At 43.9% G+C, this 24,416-nt stretch carries 20 protein-coding genes; 13 read left to right on the top strand and 7 right to left on the bottom strand.

Features of this window, described 5'->3' with window-relative positions; genetic code table 11:
- Positions 1-175: 175 nt before the first annotated feature.
- From MFP28_RS08765 to MFP28_RS08725, 9 genes are all read left to right on the top strand, one after another.
- Positions 176-979 carry a helix-turn-helix transcriptional regulator gene (locus MFP28_RS08765; protein WP_032916034.1) on the top strand — a complete coding sequence of 268 codons (804 nt, stop codon included), beginning with the start codon at positions 176-178 and terminating at the stop codon, positions 977-979.
- 56 nt (positions 980-1,035) lie between these two features.
- Entirely contained in the window at positions 1,036-1,449 is a 414-nt protein-coding gene (locus MFP28_RS08760) for a VOC family protein (protein ID WP_002907088.1), read from the top strand.
- 9 nt (positions 1,450-1,458) lie between these two features.
- Positions 1,459-1,818 (top strand): TfoX/Sxy family protein, encoded by a 360-nt coding sequence (locus MFP28_RS08755; protein WP_002907087.1) that lies wholly within the window; start codon positions 1,459-1,461, stop codon positions 1,816-1,818.
- 293 nt (positions 1,819-2,111) lie between these two features.
- Positions 2,112-3,029: a DUF4299 family protein gene (locus tag MFP28_RS08750; RefSeq protein WP_002907086.1), complete on the top strand. Its 918-nt coding sequence runs from the start codon at positions 2,112-2,114 to the stop codon at positions 3,027-3,029.
- Between the two features lie 180 nt (positions 3,030-3,209).
- The gene (locus MFP28_RS08745; RefSeq protein WP_002898091.1) at positions 3,210-3,470 is read left to right on the top strand and encodes a SemiSWEET family transporter; all 261 of its coding nucleotides are present in this window, start codon (positions 3,210-3,212) and stop codon (positions 3,468-3,470) included.
- A 220-nt stretch (positions 3,471-3,690) separates the two neighbouring features.
- Positions 3,691-4,452: a nucleoside phosphorylase gene (locus tag MFP28_RS08740; RefSeq protein WP_002907085.1), complete on the top strand. Its 762-nt coding sequence runs from the start codon at positions 3,691-3,693 to the stop codon at positions 4,450-4,452.
- Positions 4,453-4,461: 9 nt separating this feature from the next.
- Positions 4,462-6,147, top strand: a complete 1,686-nt coding sequence (locus MFP28_RS08735; RefSeq protein ID WP_002907084.1) for an ABC transporter ATP-binding protein — start codon at positions 4,462-4,464, stop codon at positions 6,145-6,147.
- Positions 6,140-6,976, top strand: a complete 837-nt coding sequence (locus tag MFP28_RS08730; protein ID WP_002907083.1) for an energy-coupling factor transporter transmembrane component T family protein — start codon at positions 6,140-6,142, stop codon at positions 6,974-6,976. The genes MFP28_RS08735 and MFP28_RS08730 overlap by 8 nt, the downstream gene beginning before the upstream one ends.
- Before the next feature lie 106 nt (positions 6,977-7,082).
- Positions 7,083-8,030 carry a hypothetical protein gene (locus MFP28_RS08725; protein WP_002907082.1) on the top strand — a complete coding sequence of 316 codons (948 nt, stop codon included), beginning with the start codon at positions 7,083-7,085 and terminating at the stop codon, positions 8,028-8,030.
- 100 nt (positions 8,031-8,130) lie between these two features.
- Here MFP28_RS08725 and rsmG read toward each other — a convergent pair whose 3' ends face one another.
- The 5 genes from rsmG to MFP28_RS08700 all read right to left on the bottom strand — a co-directional run bounded on the left by rsmG (position 8,131) and on the right by MFP28_RS08700 (position 14,000).
- Positions 8,131-8,844: a 16S rRNA (guanine(527)-N(7))-methyltransferase RsmG gene (gene rsmG / locus MFP28_RS08720; RefSeq protein ID WP_002907081.1), complete on the bottom strand. Its 714-nt coding sequence runs from the start codon at positions 8,842-8,844 to the stop codon at positions 8,131-8,133.
- A gap of 80 nt (positions 8,845-8,924) precedes the next feature.
- Complete coding sequence (locus MFP28_RS08715) at positions 8,925-9,668, bottom strand: ABC transporter ATP-binding protein (RefSeq protein WP_002907080.1); 744 nt, start codon at positions 9,666-9,668, stop codon at positions 8,925-8,927.
- 57 nt (positions 9,669-9,725) lie between these two features.
- Entirely contained in the window at positions 9,726-12,062 is a 2,337-nt protein-coding gene (locus MFP28_RS08710) for an ABC transporter permease (protein WP_002907079.1), read from the bottom strand.
- Entirely contained in the window at positions 12,037-13,320 is a 1,284-nt protein-coding gene (locus MFP28_RS08705) for an MFS transporter (RefSeq protein ID WP_002907078.1), read from the bottom strand. Before MFP28_RS08705 ends, MFP28_RS08710 begins: the two co-directional genes overlap by 26 nt.
- A gap of 62 nt (positions 13,321-13,382) precedes the next feature.
- Complete coding sequence (locus MFP28_RS08700) at positions 13,383-14,000, bottom strand: TetR/AcrR family transcriptional regulator (RefSeq protein ID WP_002907077.1); 618 nt, start codon at positions 13,998-14,000, stop codon at positions 13,383-13,385.
- Positions 14,001-14,153: 153 nt separating this feature from the next.
- Between MFP28_RS08700 and MFP28_RS08695 the strand changes: the two genes are divergently transcribed.
- The 4 genes from MFP28_RS08695 to MFP28_RS08680 all read left to right on the top strand — a co-directional run bounded on the left by MFP28_RS08695 (position 14,154) and on the right by MFP28_RS08680 (position 21,735).
- Positions 14,154-14,723 (top strand): LemA family protein, encoded by a 570-nt coding sequence (locus tag MFP28_RS08695; RefSeq protein ID WP_002898080.1) that lies wholly within the window; start codon positions 14,154-14,156, stop codon positions 14,721-14,723.
- A 1-nt stretch (position 14,724) separates the two neighbouring features.
- Complete coding sequence (htpX, locus tag MFP28_RS08690; protein ID WP_032916031.1) at positions 14,725-15,621, top strand: zinc metalloprotease HtpX; 897 nt, start codon at positions 14,725-14,727, stop codon at positions 15,619-15,621.
- 459 nt (positions 15,622-16,080) lie between these two features.
- Positions 16,081-16,962: a helix-turn-helix domain-containing protein gene (locus MFP28_RS08685; protein WP_002898077.1), complete on the top strand. Its 882-nt coding sequence runs from the start codon at positions 16,081-16,083 to the stop codon at positions 16,960-16,962.
- A gap of 69 nt (positions 16,963-17,031) precedes the next feature.
- Entirely contained in the window at positions 17,032-21,735 is a 4,704-nt protein-coding gene (locus MFP28_RS08680) for a glycoside hydrolase family 70 protein (protein WP_002907075.1), read from the top strand.
- A 131-nt stretch (positions 21,736-21,866) separates the two neighbouring features.
- Here the strand turns inward: MFP28_RS08680 and MFP28_RS08675 are convergent, their stop codons facing one another.
- Positions 21,867-23,108, bottom strand: coding sequence for a hypothetical protein (locus tag MFP28_RS08675; protein ID WP_002907074.1), 1,242 nt, complete (start codon positions 23,106-23,108; stop codon positions 21,867-21,869).
- Between the two features lie 350 nt (positions 23,109-23,458).
- On the bottom strand, positions 23,459-24,328 hold the full coding sequence (locus MFP28_RS08670; protein ID WP_032916029.1) for an Rgg/GadR/MutR family transcriptional regulator: 870 nt from the start codon (positions 24,326-24,328) through the stop codon (positions 23,459-23,461).
- Positions 24,329-24,416: the final 88 nt, after the last annotated feature.

Here is a 24,416-nt window from a genome sequence, read left to right as displayed (position 1 = left end):
ACAAATAAAAGGCTTGTTAGATAGAGATTTGGGAAAGCGAACTATTTCCGCTAGTTCTTGGGATATCTCTCAGAGTATTACTTGCTTTCTTCTTTTCTTTATGCGGTTTTGGTTTTTTGTCCTTTCTTTTTGATGTGATATAATGGGCTTAAATAAATGGGAAAGGAGCAAGTCTATGTCTAAAGCTATCATGGAAGAAGTGGCAGCTTATCTGCGTCAGCATGCAGATGAAGAGCTGAGTCTAACCGATTTGGCTCATCATTTCCATTATAGTCCTTCCCATCTATCCAGAACTTTCAAGAAAAAGATGGGATTTTCTATCAAGCAATATAAGGAAGCTCTTAAGATGGAAAAAGGAATTCAGGAGATTGTGGAAGGCCAGCAAAATGTGACTGAGACCTCTATGGAAGCTGGTTATGATAGTCTAGGCAGTTTTTCCAATACTTTTAAGCGGCATACTGGACTTTCGCCTAAAAAATATTATCAGGAATCAACCAAGGCTTATGATTTTATGGTCAAACAGCTGGATGAGAAGGGAGTTTTGTTGCATCAGGATCCCGACTGTAAAAGTGGCAATCGCTTGACTGTTGCGCTATCTTATCCTGAGGGGTATGAACCACGCATTAGCTGTGTCGGGCTTTTTAAAACCCGCATTCCCAAAGAAGAGCCGATTATCGGAGTAGCACTGAGTCAGGAGAGACAGTTTACTTTTGAAAATGTACCCGATGGCCACTACTATCTTTTGGCCTGTGAATTGCTGGAGGATTTACGCCTAACTAAAAACTATGTCTTGAAGCATAACTTTCGCTGGGGCAGCGATGAGCCTCTCGCTTTTTCAGGCGATAGCATCTATCAGGAGGAAATCATCATGCGCAGGCCCTTGCCCAGCGATCCACCTATTACAGTTAATCTTCCAGTTTTAATCATGCGTTCCCTAGCAAAACAAGCGCAATTGAGAATAAGAAAATTTTTATCCTAATTGATAAACTGATACTAGAGATTTATTCTCAGATATAAAAAATTGGAGGAACAATAATGAAATTAGACGTGTTTTTAAGTTTTAATGGTCAGGCCGAAGAAGCTTTTCGTTTTTATGCAGATCTTTTTCAGACAGAGATAAAGGGACTTGTACGAGCCAGTGAGATGATGGATCCAGCAAACCTTCCTGCAGAAAAACGGGATAAGCTTGCCTGGATTGCCTTAGATACGGAAAACTTGACCCTGAATGGTGAGGATGTAGGCGTTTTTAACGACCTATCAATTCCTAGCAATCATCAGCCCAATCAATGGTTGGTTCTGAGCCCAGACAGTAGAGAAGAAGCCGATGAGCTCTTTGCTAAGCTTGCTGAAGGCGGACAAATTCTCTATCCCTTAGAGGAACAAGCTTTCGCAGAGTTTTATGGCCGCTTGATTGACCGTTTTGGTATCGGCTGGGATGTGATGAAATGAGGTAGAAGGATGGCTTATAGTGAATCCCTAGCCCAGCAAGTCCGTGTCATTTTAGCTACTGAACTTCCTCCTCATGTTTTTGAAGAAGAGGTGGAAGAGAAGAAGATGTTTGGTGGTTTGGCTTTTATGGTCCGTGGTAAGATGACCGTTACTGTGAGTTCGAGAGGTCAAGAGCTTGTCATGGTACGCATCGGTAAGGAACTGGAAAAGCAGGTCCTGCCTAAAAATGGTGCCAGTGTCACAGTGATGAAGGGTAGGCTTTATCATGGCTATATTGATTTAGATGGCGAAGGACAAAAGGAACTGCCTTACTGGATCAAGCTAGCCTTGTCCTACAATCAGGAGCTGACACAGCAGGATAAAAAGTAAGAAGTGCTCAGAATGAGTTTTGCTTTCTTAGAAGTTTATTCATTACCTTTTTATGAAATTCAAATATATTCTTAGAATCTGTATTGATGAAGCTTTCAATCGGAAAGTCTCTTCATGGATACAGGTTTTTTCGTCTTTTTCTTCCAAAAATGTTATACTAATACCAGAGTACGTTTTAAGAATGGAGCATGTCTTAAAAGTCTTGGAGAAAAGCTAGTTTGTACCTGTATTGAGTTTTGATTTTGCATTTTCTCGCTTTCTGAAAGGCTTTTGTAGTTAGAAAGGAGCATGGTATGAGTATTTCTTTTTACATTCAGAACCGAAAGGGCTTGTTTAGCTATAAGGCGGTCGAAACACCCTTATCTCTGGTTTCCTTGGTAGAAGGGCTGGAGGTTGTAGGCCTCGAGGGCGATAAGGCTTATCAATCCTTGGATCAGGTCGGAACTTTTCTGGCTGTCTATTGGGAAGGGGCAGGCCGTGGGTTTGAAGTTTATTATCTGCCAGATCGGGAAACCTACCAGGTTCGTGTCTTGACACCATCGACGGTAGGCGACTGGAAAGGGGCCATTCTCTTCATGAATCGTTTGGCTCAGAAGATGAAGCAGGATATTGTCGATGAATACGGCACCACTTACACGGCTGACGGGATTTTTAATATTGATTTTGAAGCGGATATTCTCTATGGCCTGAACGATGCTAGAGTTGCAGCTGCGCCTATGCATGTTTTCGAAGGCTATGCTCATGATTTGTACATGTCGCAAGAAAAACTTCTGGAACTTTTCAAGGCAGAAGATCCTGTGGAGGAGTTTGGCAGGCAGATGGCCGAGATGCAGCAGGTTCAGAGTCAATTTTCTACTCCGAAGTATTATAAGGATCAGGATGGGAAATACCTGGGTTCTTATGTCTTGGCAGAAGGAGTGGATACAGTCCTTCCGACTCAGCCCATGCCCAAGGGATACTTGGTTAAAGAGATGATTGAGAGCGGTGCTAGTCAAGACATGGAATGGCATCTTCATATCCTGATAGAGGATGCTAGCAGTCCTCAGGGCTATAAATATCTGACAACAAAGGACTTGCAGGCTTTTTTGGAGAAAATTCCAGACACTCACCGTAGCTATCTGGATTCCAGCCAGATCCGGATTCAGCCACTTAGTCGACTGGAACTGGAAGCCATTTTGGACCAACTTCCTGATGGAGAACCGAAGTTTTAGAGCTAGGAAAATTTACTTTTTGAATCTTAACAGAGCTGCCAAAAGGCAGCTTTTTTAGGGCTGTCAGCAGTTCTCACAATTTTGTGACTCTTTTCGTTTTGACAACATTATTGAAAATATCTTGAAAATTTCACAAAGAAGCTATAGAATAGAGGTCAGTTTTATAAAAAGGAGAACGAAATGAAAGAAAAACACATGCTAATCTTGGGCTGGGTGGCCACTTTTATGTCTGTTATGATGTATGTTTCCTATATCCCACAGATTATGAATAATCTAGCTGGCAACAAGGGCGATTTTATCCAGCCCTCAGTAGCTGCTCTAAACTGTACTCTCTGGGTCATTTATGGTCTATTTAAAGAGAAACGGGACATTCCTTTAGCAGCGGCTAATATGCCGGGCATCGTATTTGGCTTGATTACTGCTGCAACGGCCCTTATGTAAGATGAGATTGGGAGTTATGCCCAGTCTTTTTTTATTGGAAAATCATAGGACAAAGTAACTACTTCACTTGTAGCTATAGAGTCTGCCTATGGCTTTGGCTATGTAGAAAATATGCAGGCAGCGTTCAGCAGACCGCCTTTTTATGATACAATGGTAAGATGAAGTTAGCAGAGTTCTGCTGGCTGTTTCATCAGGAAGAAAGGGGTAAGAGAGCAAGCCTATGATACTTGAAGAATTTGACCAAAGTCGCAAGGCCATCATTAACCCAGAAGATTTGAATGAATCCATAGAAGGTTTTCCGGAGACGGCTGTTTCCTGCTTTGCCAGAGAGACTTTTGCGCGGATGTTGGCGGATTTTGAACATGAGCTGATTACGACGACTAGCATGGCTAATATTGAAATTCCTATCTATCGTGTTTTCATGGATGGACGGGAACTGGCTCTCTTCAATGCACCGGTTGGAGCTTCGGCTTGTGTAGCTATTCTGGAAGACCTGATTGCGTTTGGCATGAAGAAGCTGGTGCTTTTCGGTACTTGTGGCATCTTGGATGAGGAGATTAAGGAATCGTCTGTCATTATCCCGACGGAGGCCTTGCGAGATGAGGGGACTAGCTATCACTACCAGCCGGCTAACCGTGAGCAAGAAGTCAATCTTGGTCTGAAAGATTTTTTGACGGATTTTCTGGATGCGCGGGGTATTTCCCATAGCAAGGGCAAGGTCTGGACGACAGACGGCATTTACCGTGAGACTCCTGCTAAGCTTCGTCAGAGAAAGGCTGAGGGAGCTATCTGTGTGGATATGGAATGCTCAGCTGTAGCGGCTTTGGCAGCCTTTCGAGAGATATCCGTCTGCCAGTTCTTTTATGCAGCCGATCACTTGTCTGAGGAAGCTTGGGACATGCGCAACCTGGCCAATCATGCAGACTTAGATGAAAAAGATAAGATTGCCAATCTAGCGATTCAGATCGCTCTGGCACTATAGAGAAATAAGATGAAAAAACCAATTATCCAATTTGAAGACTTTAGCTTTCAATATCAGGCCCAGTCTGAGCCGACACTGAAGCAGATTAATCTGACTATTTACGAAGGAGAGAAGGTTCTAATTGTCGGTCCGTCTGGCTCTGGTAAGTCAACGCTGGGCCAGTGTCTCAATGGGATTATCCCCAACATTTATAAAGGAGAGGCCAGCGGTCAGCTCTTGATTAAGGGGCAGCCAGCCTTTGAATCCAGCATTTATGATAAGTCCAATCTTGTCAGCACGGTCTTGCAGGACACGGATGGCCAGTTTATCGGGCTTAGCGTAGCAGAAGATTTGGCCTTTGCGCTGGAAAATGATGTGATGGAGCTGTCGCTTATGCGCGAAAAAGTCCAAACCTGGTCAGAGAAGCTGGATTTAGCGGAGCTTTTGCAGCATCGGCCCCAGGATTTATCAGGCGGTCAAAAGCAGCGCGTCAGTTTGGCTGGGGTTTTGATTGACGAGAGTCCTATTCTGCTTTTTGACGAGCCCTTGGCCAATCTGGATCCCAAGTCGGGTCAGGATACCATTGATTTGATTGACCAGCTTCATCGGGAGACGGCAACGACGACTCTGATTATCGAGCACCGCTTGGAAGATGTTCTTTACAGACCGGTAGACAGAATAGTGCTTGTCAATGACGGACGCATTCTCTTTAATGGACAGCCGGATGACCTGCTCAGAACCCAGCTGCTAGCTGAAAATGGCATCCGCGAACCGCTTTACATTACGACCCTGCGCCAGCTGGGTGTTGATGTGGAAAAGACTGAAGGATTGTCCCACTTGGATCAGCTGCAGCTGGCAGATGTGACCTTTGAGGGCAGAGACTGGTCTGACTCTGACAAAGAGTCTCAGGAGCCTTTACTGGAATTGGAGCACGTTTTCTTTGCTTACCAGAGCGGCGGCAAGCCTATATTGCAAGATATGAGCCTGAAGATTTTCAAGGGTGAGCGGATAGCCATCGTTGGTAAAAATGGAGCTGGCAAATCCACTCTGGCCAAGGCCCTCTGTCAGTTTATCGAGACTGAGGGGAACTATAGCTGGCAGGGGCAGGACATCAAAGGAGACTCCATCAAGGAGCGAGCTGAGCGGATTGGCTATGTCCTGCAGAATCCCAATCAGATGATTTCGGAAGCCATGATTTTTGATGAAGTGGCCTTAGGCTTGCGCTTGCGCGGACTGGCAGAAGCGGAAATCGAAGAGCGGGTCCATGCGGCTCTTAAAACGTGCGGCCTCTATGAATTCCGTAGTTGGCCGATTTCGGCCCTGTCTTTCGGCCAGAAGAAGCGGGTGACTATTGCGTCTATCTTGGTGCTGAATCCGGAGATTATCCTCTTGGATGAACCGACAGCTGGCCAGGACCAGCGCCATTATACAGAGATGATGGACTTTCTAGACGAGCTCAACCAGCAGGGACATACGATTATCATGATTACCCATGATATGCAGCTGATGCTGGATTACTCCGATCGGGCAGTAGTTGTGGTGGATGGTCAGATTTTAGCCGATAAGGCTCCCGCGCAGGTTCTGACAGATCAAGAGTTGATTGCGGCGGCTCATCTAAAGGAAACGTCAATCTTTGCTCTGGCTGAGAAGATTGGTGCCGATCCTCTGGCTTTGACTGAGTTTTATATGCGAAAAAAGGAGGACAAGCATGCTTAATCAGCGAAAATTAATCGGCTACCATTCAGGCAACACGTTTCTTCATGGTCTGTCCGGTGCCAGCAAGATGCTGTTCTTCGTTCTGGTATCAGTGGCGGCCATGATTAGTTACGATACTCGCTTTTTACTGGGGCTAGCCCTGCTGTCTCTCTGTCTCTTTCGGCTGTCCCGTATCCGCATCCGAGACATTTCATTTGTTTTAGTCTTTGCGGCATCCTTTGCTGCTCTTAACTTAGTGATGGTCTATCTTTTTGCGCCTCAGTATGGTGTCGATATCTACGGGGCCAAAGATGTCCTATGGACCGGATGGGGAGCTTATAATCTAACAGCTCAGGAGCTGTTCTACCTCTTTAATCTCCTGCTCAAGTATGTTTCTACTATACCTCTGGCAGTGATTTTCCTCATGACAACCCATCCCAGTCAGTTTGCTTCCAGCCTGCATCAGCTTGGTATTTCCTATAAAATTGCTTACGCGGTCAGTCTGACGCTCCGCTATATTCCAGATTTGCAGGAAGAATTTTTCCTGATCCGGATGTCTCAGGAAGCGCGTGGTCAGGAATTATCCAAGAAAGCCAAACTGGCTCAGCGCGTGAAGGGAAATCTGCAGATTATCATTCCGCTGATTTTCAGCTCACTAGAGCGCATCAATACCATTGCCACAGCCATGGAGCTGCGCCGTTTCGGAAAAAATAAAAAACGCACCTGGTATACCTATCAGGCTCTAAGCAGACGAGATATGCTGGTGCTGATACTGGCAGTCGCCTTTCTATTGCTCTGCTTTGCCCTCTTCGCAGTCAATCACGGCCGCTTTTACAATCCGTGGAGGTAGGATGTAAGCATGTTTCTTATGAATGTACGGTTTCCTAAAGTATCTTCTATTTAGATGCTATTTTAGGAGCTTTTGGAGACTTACGTGCTGAAAGGGAAGGAGTAATATGAAGAAAAAATGGAAATTTATAGTAGTGCTCGTAGTTGCTTTGTCTTTAGTTGGTGCTTATGATGCTTATCAATATTTCACATATAATCGTTATAAAGAAAGAAACTATGCAATTGAACCACGAGCTTATGAATTTATTGCAGATAGGCAAGGGGTAGCTATTACATGGCAGCCAATAGATTCTAAATATAGATCGAAATTTGGAGGTTATTCAGATGCAATTTATGGCAAGAAATATATTGCGACGGATAGCTATCAATTTGTTCACCATTTTAATGACTCTGACTTTGATTTGAAACATCTAACTTGGGGTGAGTACTGGAAAATTCAAGTATATGATACTAGTACGGATAATTTAGACCGTAAGGAGTACGACTTACTTAAAGCTGTTCAGGAATATGACGATGGTTATTATCCTTATGACAGCTACACCTATTTTGTTAGCTATAATAATCAAGAATATCGAACAATAAAATTAAGAAAAATTGGTGGAGGGCCTGGTCGCTTAGTCTTATTCAATCTTGGAACAGGGAAGGTGGAAGATGTTCCAGAAGGGGCAAATATGGGTGGGGATGGACGAACTAGTATTTTTATCAACTATACAAGCCTTAAAAATTACTATTCTGAGAGCATGACAAATACTAATTCTTCTCTCTATTTCCCCAATTCAGTTATTAAACAATCTTCTGATTGGCGCCTAAAGGAGGAATACCCTAAAGCCTATGACTTGATGACGAATCAGGGAGGTCAATTATATCTTTTGACGGATAAGACAGATCCTAAACTGATGTCAGACATTTACAGTCTTTTAATTCCAAAAGATAAGCAGTTATTTGATAACTTAACTGTTTATGGTAGTGTCACAAAAGACGGTCAAGATCATGTGGTCAATTCTTATGAAGAATTTATCAGTGTTTTAAAACTGGAGGAACAGGACAGTAAGTAAGTGACTTTTTATACTTGCGGTAGTCTTGTAGCATCTCTTTTCTATATTGAGCTTCTAGTCGGAGACATAAAAAATCAGGCAATCCTTGCCTGTTTTTTTCTTATAACGGTCTTTTGTTTGGCATACCGGCTTTGCGGGGGTATTTATTGGGGGTTTCTTTCTTCTTTTCTACCACTGTGATAAAGCGGGGGTCGCCGTTTGGTAGGGCATAGCTGAGGTTGTCTTGGACCTTGCTAAAGAGTAAGTTGAGGGCATTTTTTGCTTCTTCCAGTTCTTCAGGAGCATTAGAAGCCTTAAGCGCCAAAAGCTTCCCGCCAACTTTTAGATAGGGAATAGTCAGCTCGGATAGGACCTGCATGCGGGCGACTGCACGGGCAGTGACCAGGTCAAATTGGGCTCGAAAGGCCTTGTCCTGAGCAAAGTCTTCTGCGCGGCCGTGGTAGAAGTGAACCTTGTCCAGCCCGAGTTCCTCTGCCAGTAGTTTGAGGAAGTTGATTCGTTTGTTGAGCGAGTCAATGATAGTCACATCCAGCTGAGGGCAGATGATTTTCATAGGGAGGCTAGGAAAGCCGGCCCCGGCTCCGATATCCAGCAGCTTAAGCTCTTGATTCTCAATCAGGCCTTGCAAAACGGGCGCAATTGAATCATAGAAATGCTTGAGATAGACTTCATTTTTCTCGGTGATAGCTGTCAGATTGATTTTTTCATTCCATTCGACCAAGAGTTCAAAATAACGCTCAAATTGGTCTTTCTGGCGGTCGGTCAGCTCGATTCCCTGCTGGCTCAATAGCTGGTAAAATTCTTGCGGTGTCATAGTTTCATCCTTATCTGTCAGTATTCAACCTATTATATCATAAAAAGGAGACCCCAGCATTCTGCCGAAGGGCCTCTTTTTTATATGCCAATCTGATTGAGGTCCGCCAAGAGCAGCTGGCGCCGCCCATCCTGATTAGCGGTTGGGTCAAAGAGAATTTCTTTTTTTATCTTGCCATCGAAAATGAGCAGAACCTTGTCTGCATAGGTAGCCACACTGGCATCATGCGTCACTAGGAGAATGCTTGCACCCTGCTGGTGGAAGTGCTGCATGAGCTCCATAGCTTGACGGCCAGCCTGAGAGTTGAGCGCTCCTGTCGGCTCGTCAGCAAAAATGATTCGAGGTTGGTTCATGAGAGCCCGGCAGATGCCGGCTCGCTGGAGCTGGCCGCCCGATACCTGATGGATAGAGCGGTGAGCAATGTCCTTAATGCCAGTCAGAGCCATTAAATCCTTGGCTCGCTCATAGGCTGCCTTTCGCTCGCTGCTTTTCTTACCAATAATACTCGGTAGGCAGATATTGTCTAGGATATTGAGATTTTTCAGGAAGGTTGCCTGCTGGAAGACAAAGCCGAAAGCCTCTCTGCGAAGGCGGTCTAAGTCCTTGTCTTTCATAGCTAGCAAGTCCTGTCCCTGGTAAAGAATCTGGCCTTGGTCAGGTCTATCAATGGTGGATAGAAGATTGAGAAGAGTGGATTTCCCGCAGCCAGACGGCCCCATGATGGCGATGAATTGGCCGCTTTCAATCTCTAGCGACAAATCACGGAGAATGGGCTCCTGATTTTCCTGATAGCTTTTGCTGAGGTTACGTGCTTCTAATAACATAGGCTTCTCCTCGGATGTAAAATAAATGCTAAGCGCTCGAAAGCTATCTGCTTAAGATTAATGTTCCTTGAGATAGCGTCCAATTTCCAGCTTGTTCAGCGCTCGGAGACTGATGTGTGCTGCTGTGAGTCCGCTAAGAAGCAGAGCCAGCGGTGTCCATAGAAAAGTAAGGGACTTATTGATGATGAGCTGGAGTTTACTGATACCAAAGCTGCTGAGCAGCAGGTTGCAGACTTCTTGCCCTAGACTAAGGAGTAGCAGGTCAGCTATTGCCAGAGCCAGCATCAAGATGAAGCAGACGGCGAGCAGGTAGTGGCTCCTGAGTCGTTCAGTGCCAAATCCCAGCATCCGATAAAGTGCCAAGTCAGCTTGGTCCTTGGTGAAAATCATATAGATAAAGAGAGTCATTAGGATGAAGACAATGCTGAGCCCTGTCCAGAAAACGCTGGTCTGAATCAAGCGGAGCATGGCCAGAGTGTCATCAAAAGTCTGATGGAAAAAGTCTTCTACATCGGTTAATTTATAGTTGGAATAGTGTTTTTTCCATTCGTTGATTTTTTTAGCTTTGTTGCTAGCATCTTTAAGGCGGATGGTCGTCAGACTATTGAGTGTTTGCGCTTGCTTTGTCACAAAGACAGCCTTGGCGGTCTTGCCGCCGTAGGTCAGGTCTGAGTAAATACCGACTACTTTTAGTTTTCTGGCTTGACCGTCTACCGTCAAGGTCAGACTGTCTCCAACATTTAGCTTGAGCTCTTCTGCCTTAAGCTTGGAGAGAGCAATTTCATGCTCGTTTTTAGGATAGCGGCCTTGGCTGTATTTGACTGGAAATCCCGCATGGTTTCCCAGAGTTACCCGCAACTGCTGGGTCTGACCTTGCTGGTCTTGATAGGAGAAATTCTGGCTCTGGTACTGATTAATCTCTGCGATATCCTTGTCTGCCTGCAGTTCTTTCAGAAGCTGGGCAGTCTTGGTATCGATATCTTCAGTCTGAGAAATATCAATCAATACATCTGCCTGACCAGCTCCCAGATACTGAATGAAATTCTTATCCATCACAGTGCTGTAGAGACTGGCTGGCAGCAGGATAAGCAGGCTAATCAGACTGACAATGAGCAAGATAGTCAAATAGAGTTTTTTATGATTCAGAATCGTTTTCAGAGCGAAATAGGGTCTGTCTAAGAAGGGGATAGACGGTAAACCCATTTTGGGAGTAGAAGGAGTTTCGGTCAGACTGTTGGCAGAAGCTAATCTTAAAGCTTGGCCAGGCGTCATTTTCTTAAAGGAGCTGAGAGGCCGGGCAGTCAGCCAAAAGACCAAGAGGCAAAGCAGCAGCGCCACTAGCATTTCCAAAAGATAGCTATAGAAGGGCGTCGGACTTTGCCCCATAGACAGTGCCATCTGCTTTTTAAAAGGATCACTCAGAAGAAAGGACAGTCCCCATCCTGCGATGGTTGCTAGAGCCAGACAGAAATAATACTTGGTCAGGTAGACCCTGCTGATAAAGCTTTGGGGCAGTCCCATCACTTTCATAACCGCAATCTGCTGCAGGTCTTCTTGAATCTTGGTCAGGAGGGCAAAGCGCATGCAGAGAAAGGTGATGCCAATGATAGCCACAACCAGCAGCCCCATGACTAGGATGACTAGAGCATCATTGAAGCCGTTAATCATCTTGATAGTCGGATAGGTAATCATAGGAGGTCCATTGGACTCAAGCTCCGCATTTTTATATGCTTGCTCGATGATAGAGATCTGACTAAGCTTATGCACTCGAAAGGCAATCAGGTTCTCGTTAGATGCAACTGCTTCTTTTTTCAGAGTCTGCAAATCAGTCTGCGAGATGAGGAAGCGCTTGGAGGAGACTAGACCGGCATTCATCTGAGCATCTCGGATAAAGCCCTTAACAGTCAGTTGGAGCTTGCCGACCTTTATTTGGTCATCGATCTTGATTTTTCCGCTGTTGTAATAATAAAGGGGAATATAAACTTGCCCTGGCTGAGGCTGGGCAGGCTGGTTATTCTGATCCAGCAGAAAGTCAAAGTTTTGGTTCTGACTGGAAAAGCCATTATCCTGAGAGCTGTCCTTAAGTGAGTCCTGCCCATTGATGCGGATGGCTGCTCCTTCCACATTGACAAAGTCTGTCAGCTGCCAAGAGGCAATTTCTGGATGCTGCTGGACGAAGTTTTGCAGGCGTTCTTGGTCAACGCTTCCGCTGTGCATCTGTAGCAGGTGAGGACTTTTAGCTGTTTCTACAAAGCGCTCAATCGAGCTAGTCAGACTAACGGTCAGGCGAGTGGCTGCAAAGCTCAGAGTCAGAGTCAGAAGCAGGAAAAGTCCAATGACTAGCATGCTGACTTTGTTTTCTTTTAAATCATTTTTTATCAAGCGTTGAAACATATTCCAGCTCCTTTACTGAACGTGCTCGGGAGAGCAGGTAAGCACCGATGCTGATAGAGATACCGGATAGGATAAAGAGCAGACCATAGCCTCTGCCTCCTCCGACACCGATGATTTTTCCGACAGAATTTGCCAGCCAGCCAAAGTAAGTCAGTGAGGGCTTGAAAAGAGTGTCCGCGACCCAACCCATGCCGGCATAAGCTAGCACATAGCCCAGCTGAGAAATAATCCCTATGGTCCCCCAGACCTTGCCTTGGTCAGCTTTGTTAATATTGATGCGGACCAGGTAGTCAATGGCTGTATTGGTGAAAGGTAGGGCAGCAAAGAGGAGAAAGCCAAAGCTGCAAATCCAGATGAAGTTTTCCTTCATTCCCAGCCCAACCATGAAGAGTCCCAGTAGAAATAGTGAGAGACAGAGCATACGGTGGAAGTGTTTTTTGATAGCAAATATCCCCAGAACCAAGCCTCCTATCAGCATCCCGCTGCTGGAGATGGTCATGACCCAGCCGGCTGTTTTAGCGTCTGCGAAAGCCAGTACCAAGGGAGAAAACAGGATTTGGACTGTTCCCAAAAAGAAGGAAAAGCCTGTTCCAGCTAGGACTAAAATCCAGATTCCTTTTTTTCTATAGACGATTTGAAAACCTTTAAGGAAATCCGCCCAGAAACGACTATCACTGCTATAAACTTGTGTGTGAATGGCCCTACGAGCCAGCAAGGTGCAGGCTACTGTCACGAAAATGGTTGAAAAATCCAGCAACAGAATCATGCTGATATCTCCGCTCGCCAAAATCATTCCAGCCAAGGCTGGTGAAATCAGATAGCGGGCAATGCCATTAATCTGGGACAAACCAGTTGCTTTTGATAACTGGTCCTCAGGCAGCAAGTCGGAAATCGTAGCCCGAAAGGCCGGATTGACCAAGGCTGAAAAGAGCGAACTAATGGCAGCTCCGATACAGATAAAAATCAAAGCAGGATTCTTCAGACTAAAGTAAATCCAGAGAACGCCTAAGCCTGACAGGCCATCTCCCAGGGCCATCAGCAATCTTCGGTCATAGCGATCTGCCAGAATTCCAGCCAGAGGAGTAACCAAAAGACCAGGCAGAAATGCACAAAGCGTAACAAAAGAAGAAACAGAAACCAAACCGGTCAGCTGGAAGATATAAACTCCTAAAGCGAAAGAAGTCATACCAGAGCCGATTTCCGAGATGAGGCTCCCTATCCAAATCAATAAAAAGAGTCTAAAGCCTGATTGTTTCATAGTTGCCTCCTTATGCTTGCAATGTCAAGTAAGTGTAAATAGTAAATCTAGTAATTAGCTGTCTAGCTGCTTTGTGTCTGAATCAAAGATAGAAAGGGATTGAAGTAGCCTTGCCGGCTGTGAAAAAGAGTTTCTAAAAGATAGAGAAAAGCTTGCAGTTTTTTTTGCTGTTTTTCTGGGGGTAGAGCTTGAAAGCTGCTGCCAAAAACTTGCAGGGAATAAGTAAGAATCATTTCTAGGCTTTCGTAGGGATAGTCGGTCCTCATATCTCCAGCGGTGATGCCGTCTTGGATGATGGGAAGTAGAATCTGGGGTGCTCGTTCAAGAAGAATTTGATTGGTCTTTTCGTGCAGGAGCGCATTTTGTGGCTGATTGAGATGCAGCAGTACTCCCTCTCCCTCTTGGTGATTGAGATTCAGAGCAGCCATACTGCCAACCAAGCGCTCTATGATAGTCAGTCCACGATTATCAGCAAAGGCTTGGGAAGCTGTAAATGCTCTTTCAATGGTTCGCTCAATGATGGCATCCATTATCTCTTCCTTAGAAGAAAAGTAATAGTAGAGAGTACCGCGGGCGATTTGAGTCGCTTCTAAAATCTGGGAGATAGAGGTCTGGTCAAAGCCTTGCTCCATAAAAAGCTTTTGTGAGGTATCTAGAATAAAGTCTTTTTTATTAGCCATGCTTGCATCCTTTTTGGTAGTAAAATTTCATTCGACCGACAGTCGGTTTATTCTTTCCTTTATCCTACATCTTTTCTAAATCAATGTCAAGAATAAAGACACTTCCACTATTTTTTGATATAATAAGTCTAATCAAAATTGAAGGAGTATATCATGACTTTTATTATTATTCTTATTATTGTCGCGGTTTTAGCATTCTTCGTTGTTGGTGCTTACAATACCTTGGTTAAAAGCCGCATGCAGACTCAGGAAGCTTGGAGCCAGATTGATGTGCAGCTCAAACGCCGTAATGACCTGATTCCTAACCTCTTGGAAACTGTCAAGGGCTATGGCAAGTACGAGCAGGCAACCTTGGAAAAGGTAACCCAACTGCGCAACCAGGTCGCTTCAGCTGCTTCACCAGCCGAAGCTATGCAAGCCAGCGACGCCCTTTCTCGTCAGATTTCTGGAATCTTTGCAGTAGCTGAAAGCTATCCAGATCTGAAAGCTAACACCAACTATTTGAAGTTGCAGGAAGAACTGACCAATACTGAAAATAAAATCGCTTATTCTCGTCAGCTTTATAATTCAGTAACTAGCAACTACAATGTCAAGTTGGAAACTTTCCCAAGCAATATTGTTGCAGGAATCTTTGGCTTTAAAGCTGCGGACTTCCTCAAGACACCAGAAGAAGAAAAGGCTGTGCCAAAAGTTGACTTTGGCAGCACTGGACTAGGTGACTAAGATGCTATTTGATCAAATTGCCAGCAATAAAAGGAGGACTTGGCTCCTCCTTATCGCTTTTTTCGGACTCTTGGCTCTCCTTGGAGCAGCTATTGGCTATCTCTGGCTGCGGTCTGCTGTAGGTGGTGTCTTGCTAGCCTTGATTATCGGAGCGATTTATGCCGGAGTGATGATTTTTCAGTCTACAGAAGTGGTCATGGCTATGAACGGAGCTCGCGAGGTCTCTGAGCAGGAAGCACCTGAACTCTATCATATTGTTCAGGATATGGCGATGGTCGCACAGATTCCTATGCCACGTGTTTATATCGTAGAGGACACCTCTCCCAATGCTTTTGCGACCGGCTCTAAGCCTGAAAATGCAGCTGTCGCAGCAACGACAGGTATCTTGCAAATCATGAATCGTGAGGAGCTTGAGGGAGTGATTGGCCATGAAGTCAGTCATATTCGCAATTACGATATCCGAATTTCAACGATTGCTGTGGCTTTGGCCAGTGCTATTACTATGTTGTCTAGCCTAGCTGGCCGTATGATGTGGTTTAGTGGCGGCCGGCGCAGTAGTAATGATCGAGATAACGATAGTGGTTTGGGAATTATTCTCCTTATCGTATCATTGATTGCTATCGTTTTAGCTCCTCTGGCAGCTACCTTGGTGCAGTTAGCCATTTCTCGTCAGCGGGAGTTTCTGGCTGATGCTTCCAGTGTAGAGCTGACCCGCAATCCACAAGGGATGATTAATGCCCTGCTCAAGCTGGATCACAGCGAGCCAATGGAACATCATGTTGATGATGCCAGTGCAGCTCTCTATATCAGCGATCCTAAAAAAGAAGGCAGTCTGAAGAAACTTTTCTATACGCACCCTCCTATCTCAGAGCGGGTGGAGCGATTGAGACAGATGTAAAACCAAGGAAACTTAAATTATTTCCAAAAGTTAGATAAATAACTAGTAAATGGATTTAGTTCTGTATTGTCCAGGACTAAGTCCTTTTCATTTTACTTCCTTTCATTCATGTCTAAAAAATATTCGTTTAGATTTTGTTACAGTTTTATTTCAGTCATCTATAAACCTTAGATTATCCAAGTTTATTTTTGTATAAGTAAGGAAGCTAGATTTAAAAAAGCCAGTGTTTTCAAGTTGTCAGGTTGAACCCTTCTGAGAATCTTATAAAATCAATATTTTCTTGAAAACTATAAAACTTTCAGAAAAAATCACTATATTGAGTATTCCTATCTTTCAAATTAATCTATTTGTATTATTTGGAAATATAAAGTAATTTTTTTGTAACATATTCGAAATATATTACTAGTATATTAAATTTAGTAAAAAATTTTATTGCATATATGAAACCGAGGGCTCAATATGTTGAAAACATTTGGAAAAATTTTCAAAGTCATTAGAGAATCAAAAAATATGTCTCTTAAAGAGGCGGCAGCCGGAGATATTTCAGTGGCTCAGCTGTCTCGTTTTGAGCGGGGAGTCAGTGGTATTACGCTTGATTCTTTCTATTGCTGCTTAAAGAATATGGCTGTTTCTCTAGACGAATTTCAGTATGTTTACCATAACTACATTGAGGCAGATGATGCGCTTTTCTCAAAAAAAGTAGCTGATGCTTATCAGGAAAACAATGTCGTCAAGCTCCAAAGTATATTAGCTAGCTCAGAAGCTTTGGCTAAAAAGTTCCCTGAGAAGAAGAATTATAGGCTTAATACAATTGTTGTTAGAGCAGTATTGTCTTCCTGCAGTCCAGATTTTCAGATTAGCAAGAAAGATGTAGAATTTCTGACCGATTATCTCTTTTCCGTTGAGGAGTGGGGGCGTTATGAGCTCTGGCTCTTTACTAATAGTGTGGATCTATTGACCTTGGAAACACTGGAGACCTTTGCTAGTGAGATGATTAACCGCACCCAGTTTTATAATAATCTACCGGAGAATCGCCGGCGTATTATCAAGATGCTGCTTAATGTTATCAGCGTCTGCATAGAGAGTAATCATTTGCTGGTTGCTATGAGATTCCTCAATTATCTTGACCATTCTAAAATCCCTGAGACAGATCTTTATGATCGGATGCTGATTAAGTATCATAGGGCTCTTTATTCCTACAAGGTTGGGAATAGCTATGCTCTGAGCGATATTGAGGAGTGCTTATCTTTCTTGGAATTTTTAGATTCTTTCGGTGTTGCCCAGAAGCTCAAAGCTCAGTTTGAAAGGATTTGCCTTTCCCAGTTGCAGATGTGCAAATAAAATAGACTCATTTCTAAAAATATACTAGAATAAGAGTATAACTTTATACCAAATTCAGAAGGAGGCTTTATGATGGAGAAAAAAATTCATTATAAGATGCATAAAGTTAAGAAGAACTGGGTAGCCATCGGTGTGACTACCTTAGCACTTATCGTAGCACCAAAAGTACTTGGTCTCGAAGCAGGTCTTGTCCACGCTGATGATGTTAAGCAGGTGGCAGTTCAAGAACCAACTGCAGCTCAGGATAGTGGCTCAGGGCAGCCAGTTCAAGTACAAGCTAACTCAGCTTCTCAGTTGGAAGCAGAAAAAGCAACTTCTGCAGACAAGGTGACTGATGCTGCTGTAGCCAGTGAAAAAACTGTTGAAACTGCAGCAAATACGGAAGCAGCTGCTACTCAAGAGCCAGCTAAGCCGGCAGTAGCAGAAGCAGCAACTACAGAAAAAGCGGCCGTTGCTGAAGAAGCAAAAGCAGCTAATGCAACATCAGAAACTGCTAAAACTGCAGCAATTGCTCAAGATAGACAAGCAAGTCCAGCAACTGCTGACAAACAAGCAAAGAAGACTGTTACAGACAAGATTGTTGCAAATCCAAAGGTTGCAAAGAAAGACCGCTTGCCAGAACCGGCTCAAAGACAGGGAGCGATAGCTGAAAGAATGGTGGCTGCTCAAGCTCAAGCGGCGCCTGTTAATGCTGAGCATGATGATGATGTCTTATCTCACATCAAGACCATTGATGGCAAGAAATACTATGTTCAGGACGACGGTACAGTTAAAAAGAATTTCGCTGTTGAGCTTAATGGAAAAATTCTTTATTTCGATGCAGAGACTGGAGCACTGATTGATTCAGCTGAGTATCAATTCCAGCAAGGTACTAGCAGCCTTAACAATGAATTCACCAGAATGAATGCCTTCCATGGCACTACGGAAAAGGACATCGAAACAGTTGACGGCTACCTGACAGCGGATACTTGGTATCGTCCAAAAGCTATCCTCAAGGATGGAAAAACATGGACTCAGTCTACAGAGACCGACTTGCGTCCGCTTTTAATGGCTTGGTGGCCTGATAAGCAAACGCAGGTTAGCTATCTCAACTATATGAACCAGCAAGGTTTGGGAGCAGGAGCTTTTGAAAACAAAGTGGAACAAGCTATCCTGACAGGTGCTTCTCAGCAGGTTCAGCGCAAAATTGAAGAAAGAATCGGTAAAGACGGAGATACTAAATGGCTGAGAACGCTGATGGGTGCATTTGTCAAAACTCAGCCAAACTGGAACATTAAGACAGAGTCTGAAACAACTGGTACTAATAAGGACCACTTGCAAGGCGGAGCTCTGCTTTATACCAATAGTGATAAGACTTCTCATGCTAATTCTAAGTACCGCATCCTTAACCGCACACCTACCAACCAAACTGGTACACCTAAGTACTTCATTGACAAGTCAACTGGCGGTTATGAGTTCCTACTAGCCAACGACTTTGATAATTCTAATCCAGCTGTTCAGGCTGAGCAACTCAACTGGCTGCACTTTATGATGAACTTCGGCAGCATCGTAGCCAATGATCCGACTGCTAACTTTGACGGAGTCCGTGTCGATGCGGTAGACAATGTCAATGCGGACTTGCTCCAAATTGCCTCTGACTACTTCAAGTCTCGCTACAAGGTTGGAGAAAGTGAAGAGCAGGCTATTAAGCACCTGTCTATCTTGGAAGCTTGGTCTGACAACGATCCTGACTACAACAAGGATACCAAGGGCGCTCAATTACCGATTGATAACAAGCTTCGTCTGTCCTTGCTTTATTCGTTCATGCGTAAGCTTTCTATCCGTAGCGGTGTAGAGCCAACGATTACCAATAGTCTGAATGACCGTTCTTCTGAAAAGAAAAATGGCGAGCGGATGGCCAACTATATCTTTGTCCGGGCTCATGACAGTGAAGTACAAACCGTTATTGCCGACATCATCCGGGAAAATATCAATCCAAATACGGATGGTTTGACCTTTACCATGGATGAGCTCAAGCAAGCCTTTAAGATCTACAACGAAGATATGCGCAAGGCGGACAAGAAGTATACGCAGTTCAATATCCCAACTGCTCATGCTCTCATGCTCTCCAACAAAGACTCCATCACTCGGGTCTACTATGGTGATCTCTATACAGATGACGGCCAATACATGGAGAAAAAATCTCCTTACCACGACGCTATCGATGCCCTGTTGCGGGCTCGTATTAAGTATGTAGCCGGCGGTCAGGACATGAAAGTCACCTATATGGGTGTACCTCGTGAGGCTGATAAATGGTCTTACAATGGTATTTTGACTTCTGTTCGTTACGGTACTGGTGCTAACGAAGCGACAGATGAAGGAACAGCAGAAACCCGTACCCAAGGGATGGCTGTTATTGCTTCTAACAACCCTAATCTCAAGTTAAATGTATGGGATAAACTGCAAGTCAATATGGGAGCAGCCCATAAGAATCAATACTACCGTCCTGTGCTCTTGACGACCAAAGATGGCATTTCCCGCTATCTAACTGACGAAGAAGTACCGCAATCCCTCTGGAAGAAGACAGATGCCAATGGTATTTTGACCTTTGATATGAACGATATCGCTGGCTACAGCAATGTCCAAGTTTCTGGTTATCTGGCTGTTTGGGTACCAGTTGGTGCTAAGGCAGATCAGGATGCTCGTGTAACAGCTAGCAAGAAGAAAAATGCCAGCGGTCAGGTTTATGAGTCTAGCGCAGCCCTTGATTCTCAGCTCATTTACGAAGGCTTCTCTAACTTCCAAGATTTTGCAACTCGCGATGACCAGTATACCAATAAAGTCATTGCTAAAAATGTCAACCTCTTCAAGGAATGGGGAGTGACTTCATTTGAGTTGCCGCCTCAGTATGTGTCTAGCCAAGATGGCACTTTCCTAGATTCTATCATCCAGAATGGTTATGCCTTTGAAGACCGTTATGATATGGCAATGAGCAAGAACAATAAATATGGTTCTTTAAATGACCTGCTCAATGCTCTCCGCGCTCTTCACAGTGTCAATATCCAAGCCATTGCTGACTGGGTGCCAGACCAAATATACAACCTGCCAGGTAAAGAAGTGGTAACGGCAACTCGTGTCAACAACTATGGAACCTACCGTGAAGGCGCAGAAATCAAGGAAAAACTTTACGTTGCTAATACTAGAACGAATGGTACAGACTATCAAGGCAAGTATGGTGGAGCCTTCTTGGATGAACTCAAAGCTAAATACCCAGAAATCTTTGAACGAGTACAGATTTCCAACGGTCAAAAGATGACGACTGATGAGAAGATTACCAAGTGGTCAGCTAAACACTTCAACGGTACCAATATCTTAGGGCGTGGTGCTTACTATGTTCTTAAGGACTGGGCTAGCAACGAATATCTCAACAACAAGAATGGTGAGATGGTACTGCCTAAGCAATTAGTTAATAAGAAAGCTTCTACTGGATTTGTTAGTGATGCTAATGGTACTAAGTATTATTCAACTAGTGGATATGAGGCTAAGAATGCCTTTATCCAAGATGAAAATGGAAATTGGTATTACTTCAACAACCGTGGCTATCTGGTGACAGGCGCGCAAGAAATTGACGGCAAACAGCTCTACTTCCTCAAGAATGGTATTCAGCTGCGTGACTCGCTCCGTGAAGATGAAAACGGCAATCAGTACTACTACGATAAGACTGGTGCCCAAGTTCTCAACCGTTACTACACTACTGATGGCCAAAACTGGCGTTACTTTGATGCCAAGGGTGTCATGGCTAGAGGCCTGGTAACCATGGGCGGCAATCAGCAATTCTTCGACCAAAATGGCTACCAAGTCAAGGGCAAGATTGCGCGTGCCAAAGATGGTAAACTTCGTTACTTTGATAAGGATTCAGGTAATGCTGCTGCTAACCGCTTTGCCCAAGGTGATAATCCAAGTGACTGGTACTATTTCGGAGCAGATGGTGTTGCAGTAACAGGTCTTCAAAAACTTGGTCAGCAAACACTTTACTTCGACCAAGATGGCAAGCAAGTCAAGGGTAAAGTAGTAACTCTGGCTGATAAATCAATCCGTTACTTCGATGCCAACTCAGGAGAAATGGCAGTTGGCAAGTTTGCGGAAGGTGCCAAGAACGAATGGTATTACTTCGATCAAGCTGGTAAAGCAGTGACAGGTCTTCAGAAGATTGGCCAACAAACACTTTACTTTGACCAAGATGGCAAGCAAGTCAAAGGTAAAGTAGTAACTCTGGCTGATAAATCTATCCGTTACTTCGATGCTAATTCAGGAGAAATGGCAGTCGGCAAGTTTGCAGAAGGTGCTAAGAACGAATGGTATTACTTTGATCAGGCTGGTAAAGCAGTGACAGGTCTTCAGAAGATTGGTCAACAAACCCTTTACTTCGACCAAAATGGTAAGCAAATCAAAGGACAGCTAGTAACTCTGGCTGATAAATCGATTCGTTACTTCGATGCCAACTCCGGTGAAATGGCAGCCAATAAGTTTGTTGAAGGTGCCAAGAACGAATGGTACTACTTCGATCAGGCTGGTAAAGCAGTGACAGGTTTGCAGCAGATTGGCCAACAAACCCTTTACTTCGACCAAAATGGCAAGCAAGTCAAAGGTAAGATTGTCTATGTCAATGGTGCTAACCGTTACTTTGATGCCAATTCCGGAGAAATGGCGCGCAATAAATGGATTCAGCTGGAAGATGGAAGCTGGATGTACTTTGACCGCAATGGTAGAGGCAGACGCTTTGGCTGGAACTAATAGTAATAGAATAGGCTAAGTGAAACTTAATCTTTAGCTTTCTAATACACAAAAACGATAACTTCTTATTTGGAAGTTATCGTTTTTTGCTGTCTTCTGGGAGAACAAACATAAAAACAAAATTAAATCTATCAAATTTCTTTAATATCTTTCTTTTTTTCAATAGATAGGAGCAGAGCAATTACACCGATAATGCTGAAGATGAGCCAGCTAGCGTTCATATTCCAGAGGGCCAGACTGCTGAAGACCATAGTACCAAAGGGAACAGAGAAAGAAAAGAGCAGACTCAGAAAGCTGGAAGTCTGAGCGAGAACATCAGAAGGCAATTTGCTCAGTAAGAGGGTGTTTATTTTGGGATTGATCTTGCCAGTGATATAAGCTAGTAAAAAACCAAAAGCAATGCCGACGAAAACAGGCAGATGTAAGAAATTGCTGACAGCAAGCAGAATCATGGTAAGAGCAGCCCAGAGGGTTAGTTGATTTAGAGAGAGACGGCTAAAGTAATCGTTGGGCGTCAGGCTGGCTGCAATCATGGCTAGGACAAGAGTGGTCTGAAGAACCAAGAGAGACTGACTAAAGGATAGCTGGAAGATGGGGTTATCCAGCAAGTAGAGATTATAAAGAGCTATAAGAGAACCTGCCATAGCGTTGACGATCAGGATTTGAGCCAGCAGTTTGAGAAAATTGTTAGAACCTTCCTGCTCAAAGATGAGCTTGGACGATGTGTACATTTTCTTCAATTCTTCTTTCAGAGGAGCTTTTTTCTCAGAAATTGTCACTGGGTCATGGGTCAATCTGCGGCGGACTAGGTAGAGGATGGTGGAGGATAGGAGAAAGGTTAAAGCATTGACCAAAGCCACTAGGAAAAAGTCTTGCTGGCTGACGGTTAAGAGCCAAACTCCCAAAACTTGTCCGGCCAGGCTGCAGAGAAAGCTGATAAGCTGGGTAAAAGAGAAGGCTTCCATAAGGTCTTTCTCTGGAACATTCTTTTTTAAAATCGGCATTTGGAGACCGCTCCGATAGTCGCTGATAATATCTGAAAGAATATTCATCAAGCAGACGGCTGAAAAGGCTAGATAAGAGCTGGAGCGAGTCATGAAGGCAACAAGTACAAAGATCAAGGCTTGAAGATAACCAAAATGAATCAGCCAACGAGCCTTATGGACGGTCTTGTCAGCTTTGATGCCGGCAAAGATAGTAAAGAAAGTCGGAACCAGGACGATAAAATTAGCCACAGCAATGGCAAACTTGGGATTGGGCATACTGGAAGCAAATACCACAAAAACAATATTGAAAATAGAAGCTCCCAAGGTGTTGAAGATTCGGGAAAGGCTGAGTGAGGCATAGACCCCATTTTTAAAAAATAATTTCATCGTAGACTCCTTTTCTAAACTGCAAGAATGAATGAAAGCTGATTAGGTGCATCTGTAATCTAGCTTTTGTTTTTTCTCTTTCTGGTGAACATTATAGACCGTTTAAAGCCAAAAACAAGGGCTTTTCGGCAACTGGTCAGGTCTCATAAGTAAGTGGTAAAATTCTGAAAGTGACTTGCGCTAGCTCTTTCTGCTTTTAGTATAAAATAGAGAATCCAATCTGCAGGAAATGTTGCATATATTCAACGATTTTCGGGTAGAAACTTTTAAATCAGAAAGGTGGAGCTCGAGTAGGAACAAAAAACCACTTTCCAACTCAATATCGCTGAGCTTAAAAGCGGAAATTTGCATTATTTGCTATATTTTTGAAAAGCAGTATCAAGGGCTTCTTGATAGTAGTCAGCGCTATGCTGACAGTTCAAGATTCGGAAAATGTCGACAGCTTGCTTCATTTGAGTGAGTCCCTCCTCTATTTGCCCTTTCAAACAAACTAATTCTCCCTGAGCAAAGAGATAGACAATTCGGAAGTAAGTCTCATTTTCTTCATAAAAGTTTCGCTCAATGACTTGTTGGAAATAGTCTGCCTGAGTGATATTTTCCTGACTGATGGCCAGAAGATAGCCATTAAGAAAGGTAGTGTGCAGGGTGTTGCGATTGTTGGCAAACAAGGCGGCAAAATCCTTTCTTGAGAGGATTTCTTTGGTGTATTGGGAAAACAAGTTTAGGGATAAAACCGGAGTACAGATAGAGAAGAGATTGAGTTCGTAGCGTCCCCAAATGTCAACTGAAAAGAGGTAATCATGGAGGAAATCCAGCTCGCCTAGGCTGGCCTTTTCAGACTCTTTGAGGGCACAGAGATAGGCCTTTATAATCAGGCGTTCAACCCAATCGCTAGTCTTCTTGCTTTTTTGAGTGATTTTTTCTTTTTCCAGATAAAGTTCTTCTAAGAGGTCGAGCTGACTGGCTTGCAACAGGTCTTGAATGTGGCTTAAGAGTTCCTTGTGAGAATGATGATCCTGGATGCCGGCTGCAACGGTAAATTCTTCCGTTTCCGTGTGGATGGCGCTGAGAGCGCTAAAAAGTTTCTGTGCCGAAAGTTCGCTCTGCCCATTTTCAAAGCGAGAAAGCATAGATTTTGAAAATTCTCCGCCAGTCGCCTCGGATAAAGAGATGTGCCTTGCCTCTCGAAAAAATCTAAAAACCTGTCCTAGATGTTCCATTGTCTTCCCTCCTTGCATTTTATTATAACAAAATAATTTTCAATAACATCGTAGCGCCCAAACATGATATAATATAAATAAAAAACAA

This window comes from Streptococcus sanguinis (assembly GCF_050234405.1).
GTDB classification, from domain to species: Bacteria; Bacillota; Bacilli; order Lactobacillales; family Streptococcaceae; genus Streptococcus; species Streptococcus sanguinis_W.
Note: the sequence above shows the minus strand (reverse complement) of the source record. Positions and strands in the feature narration are given on the sequence as shown.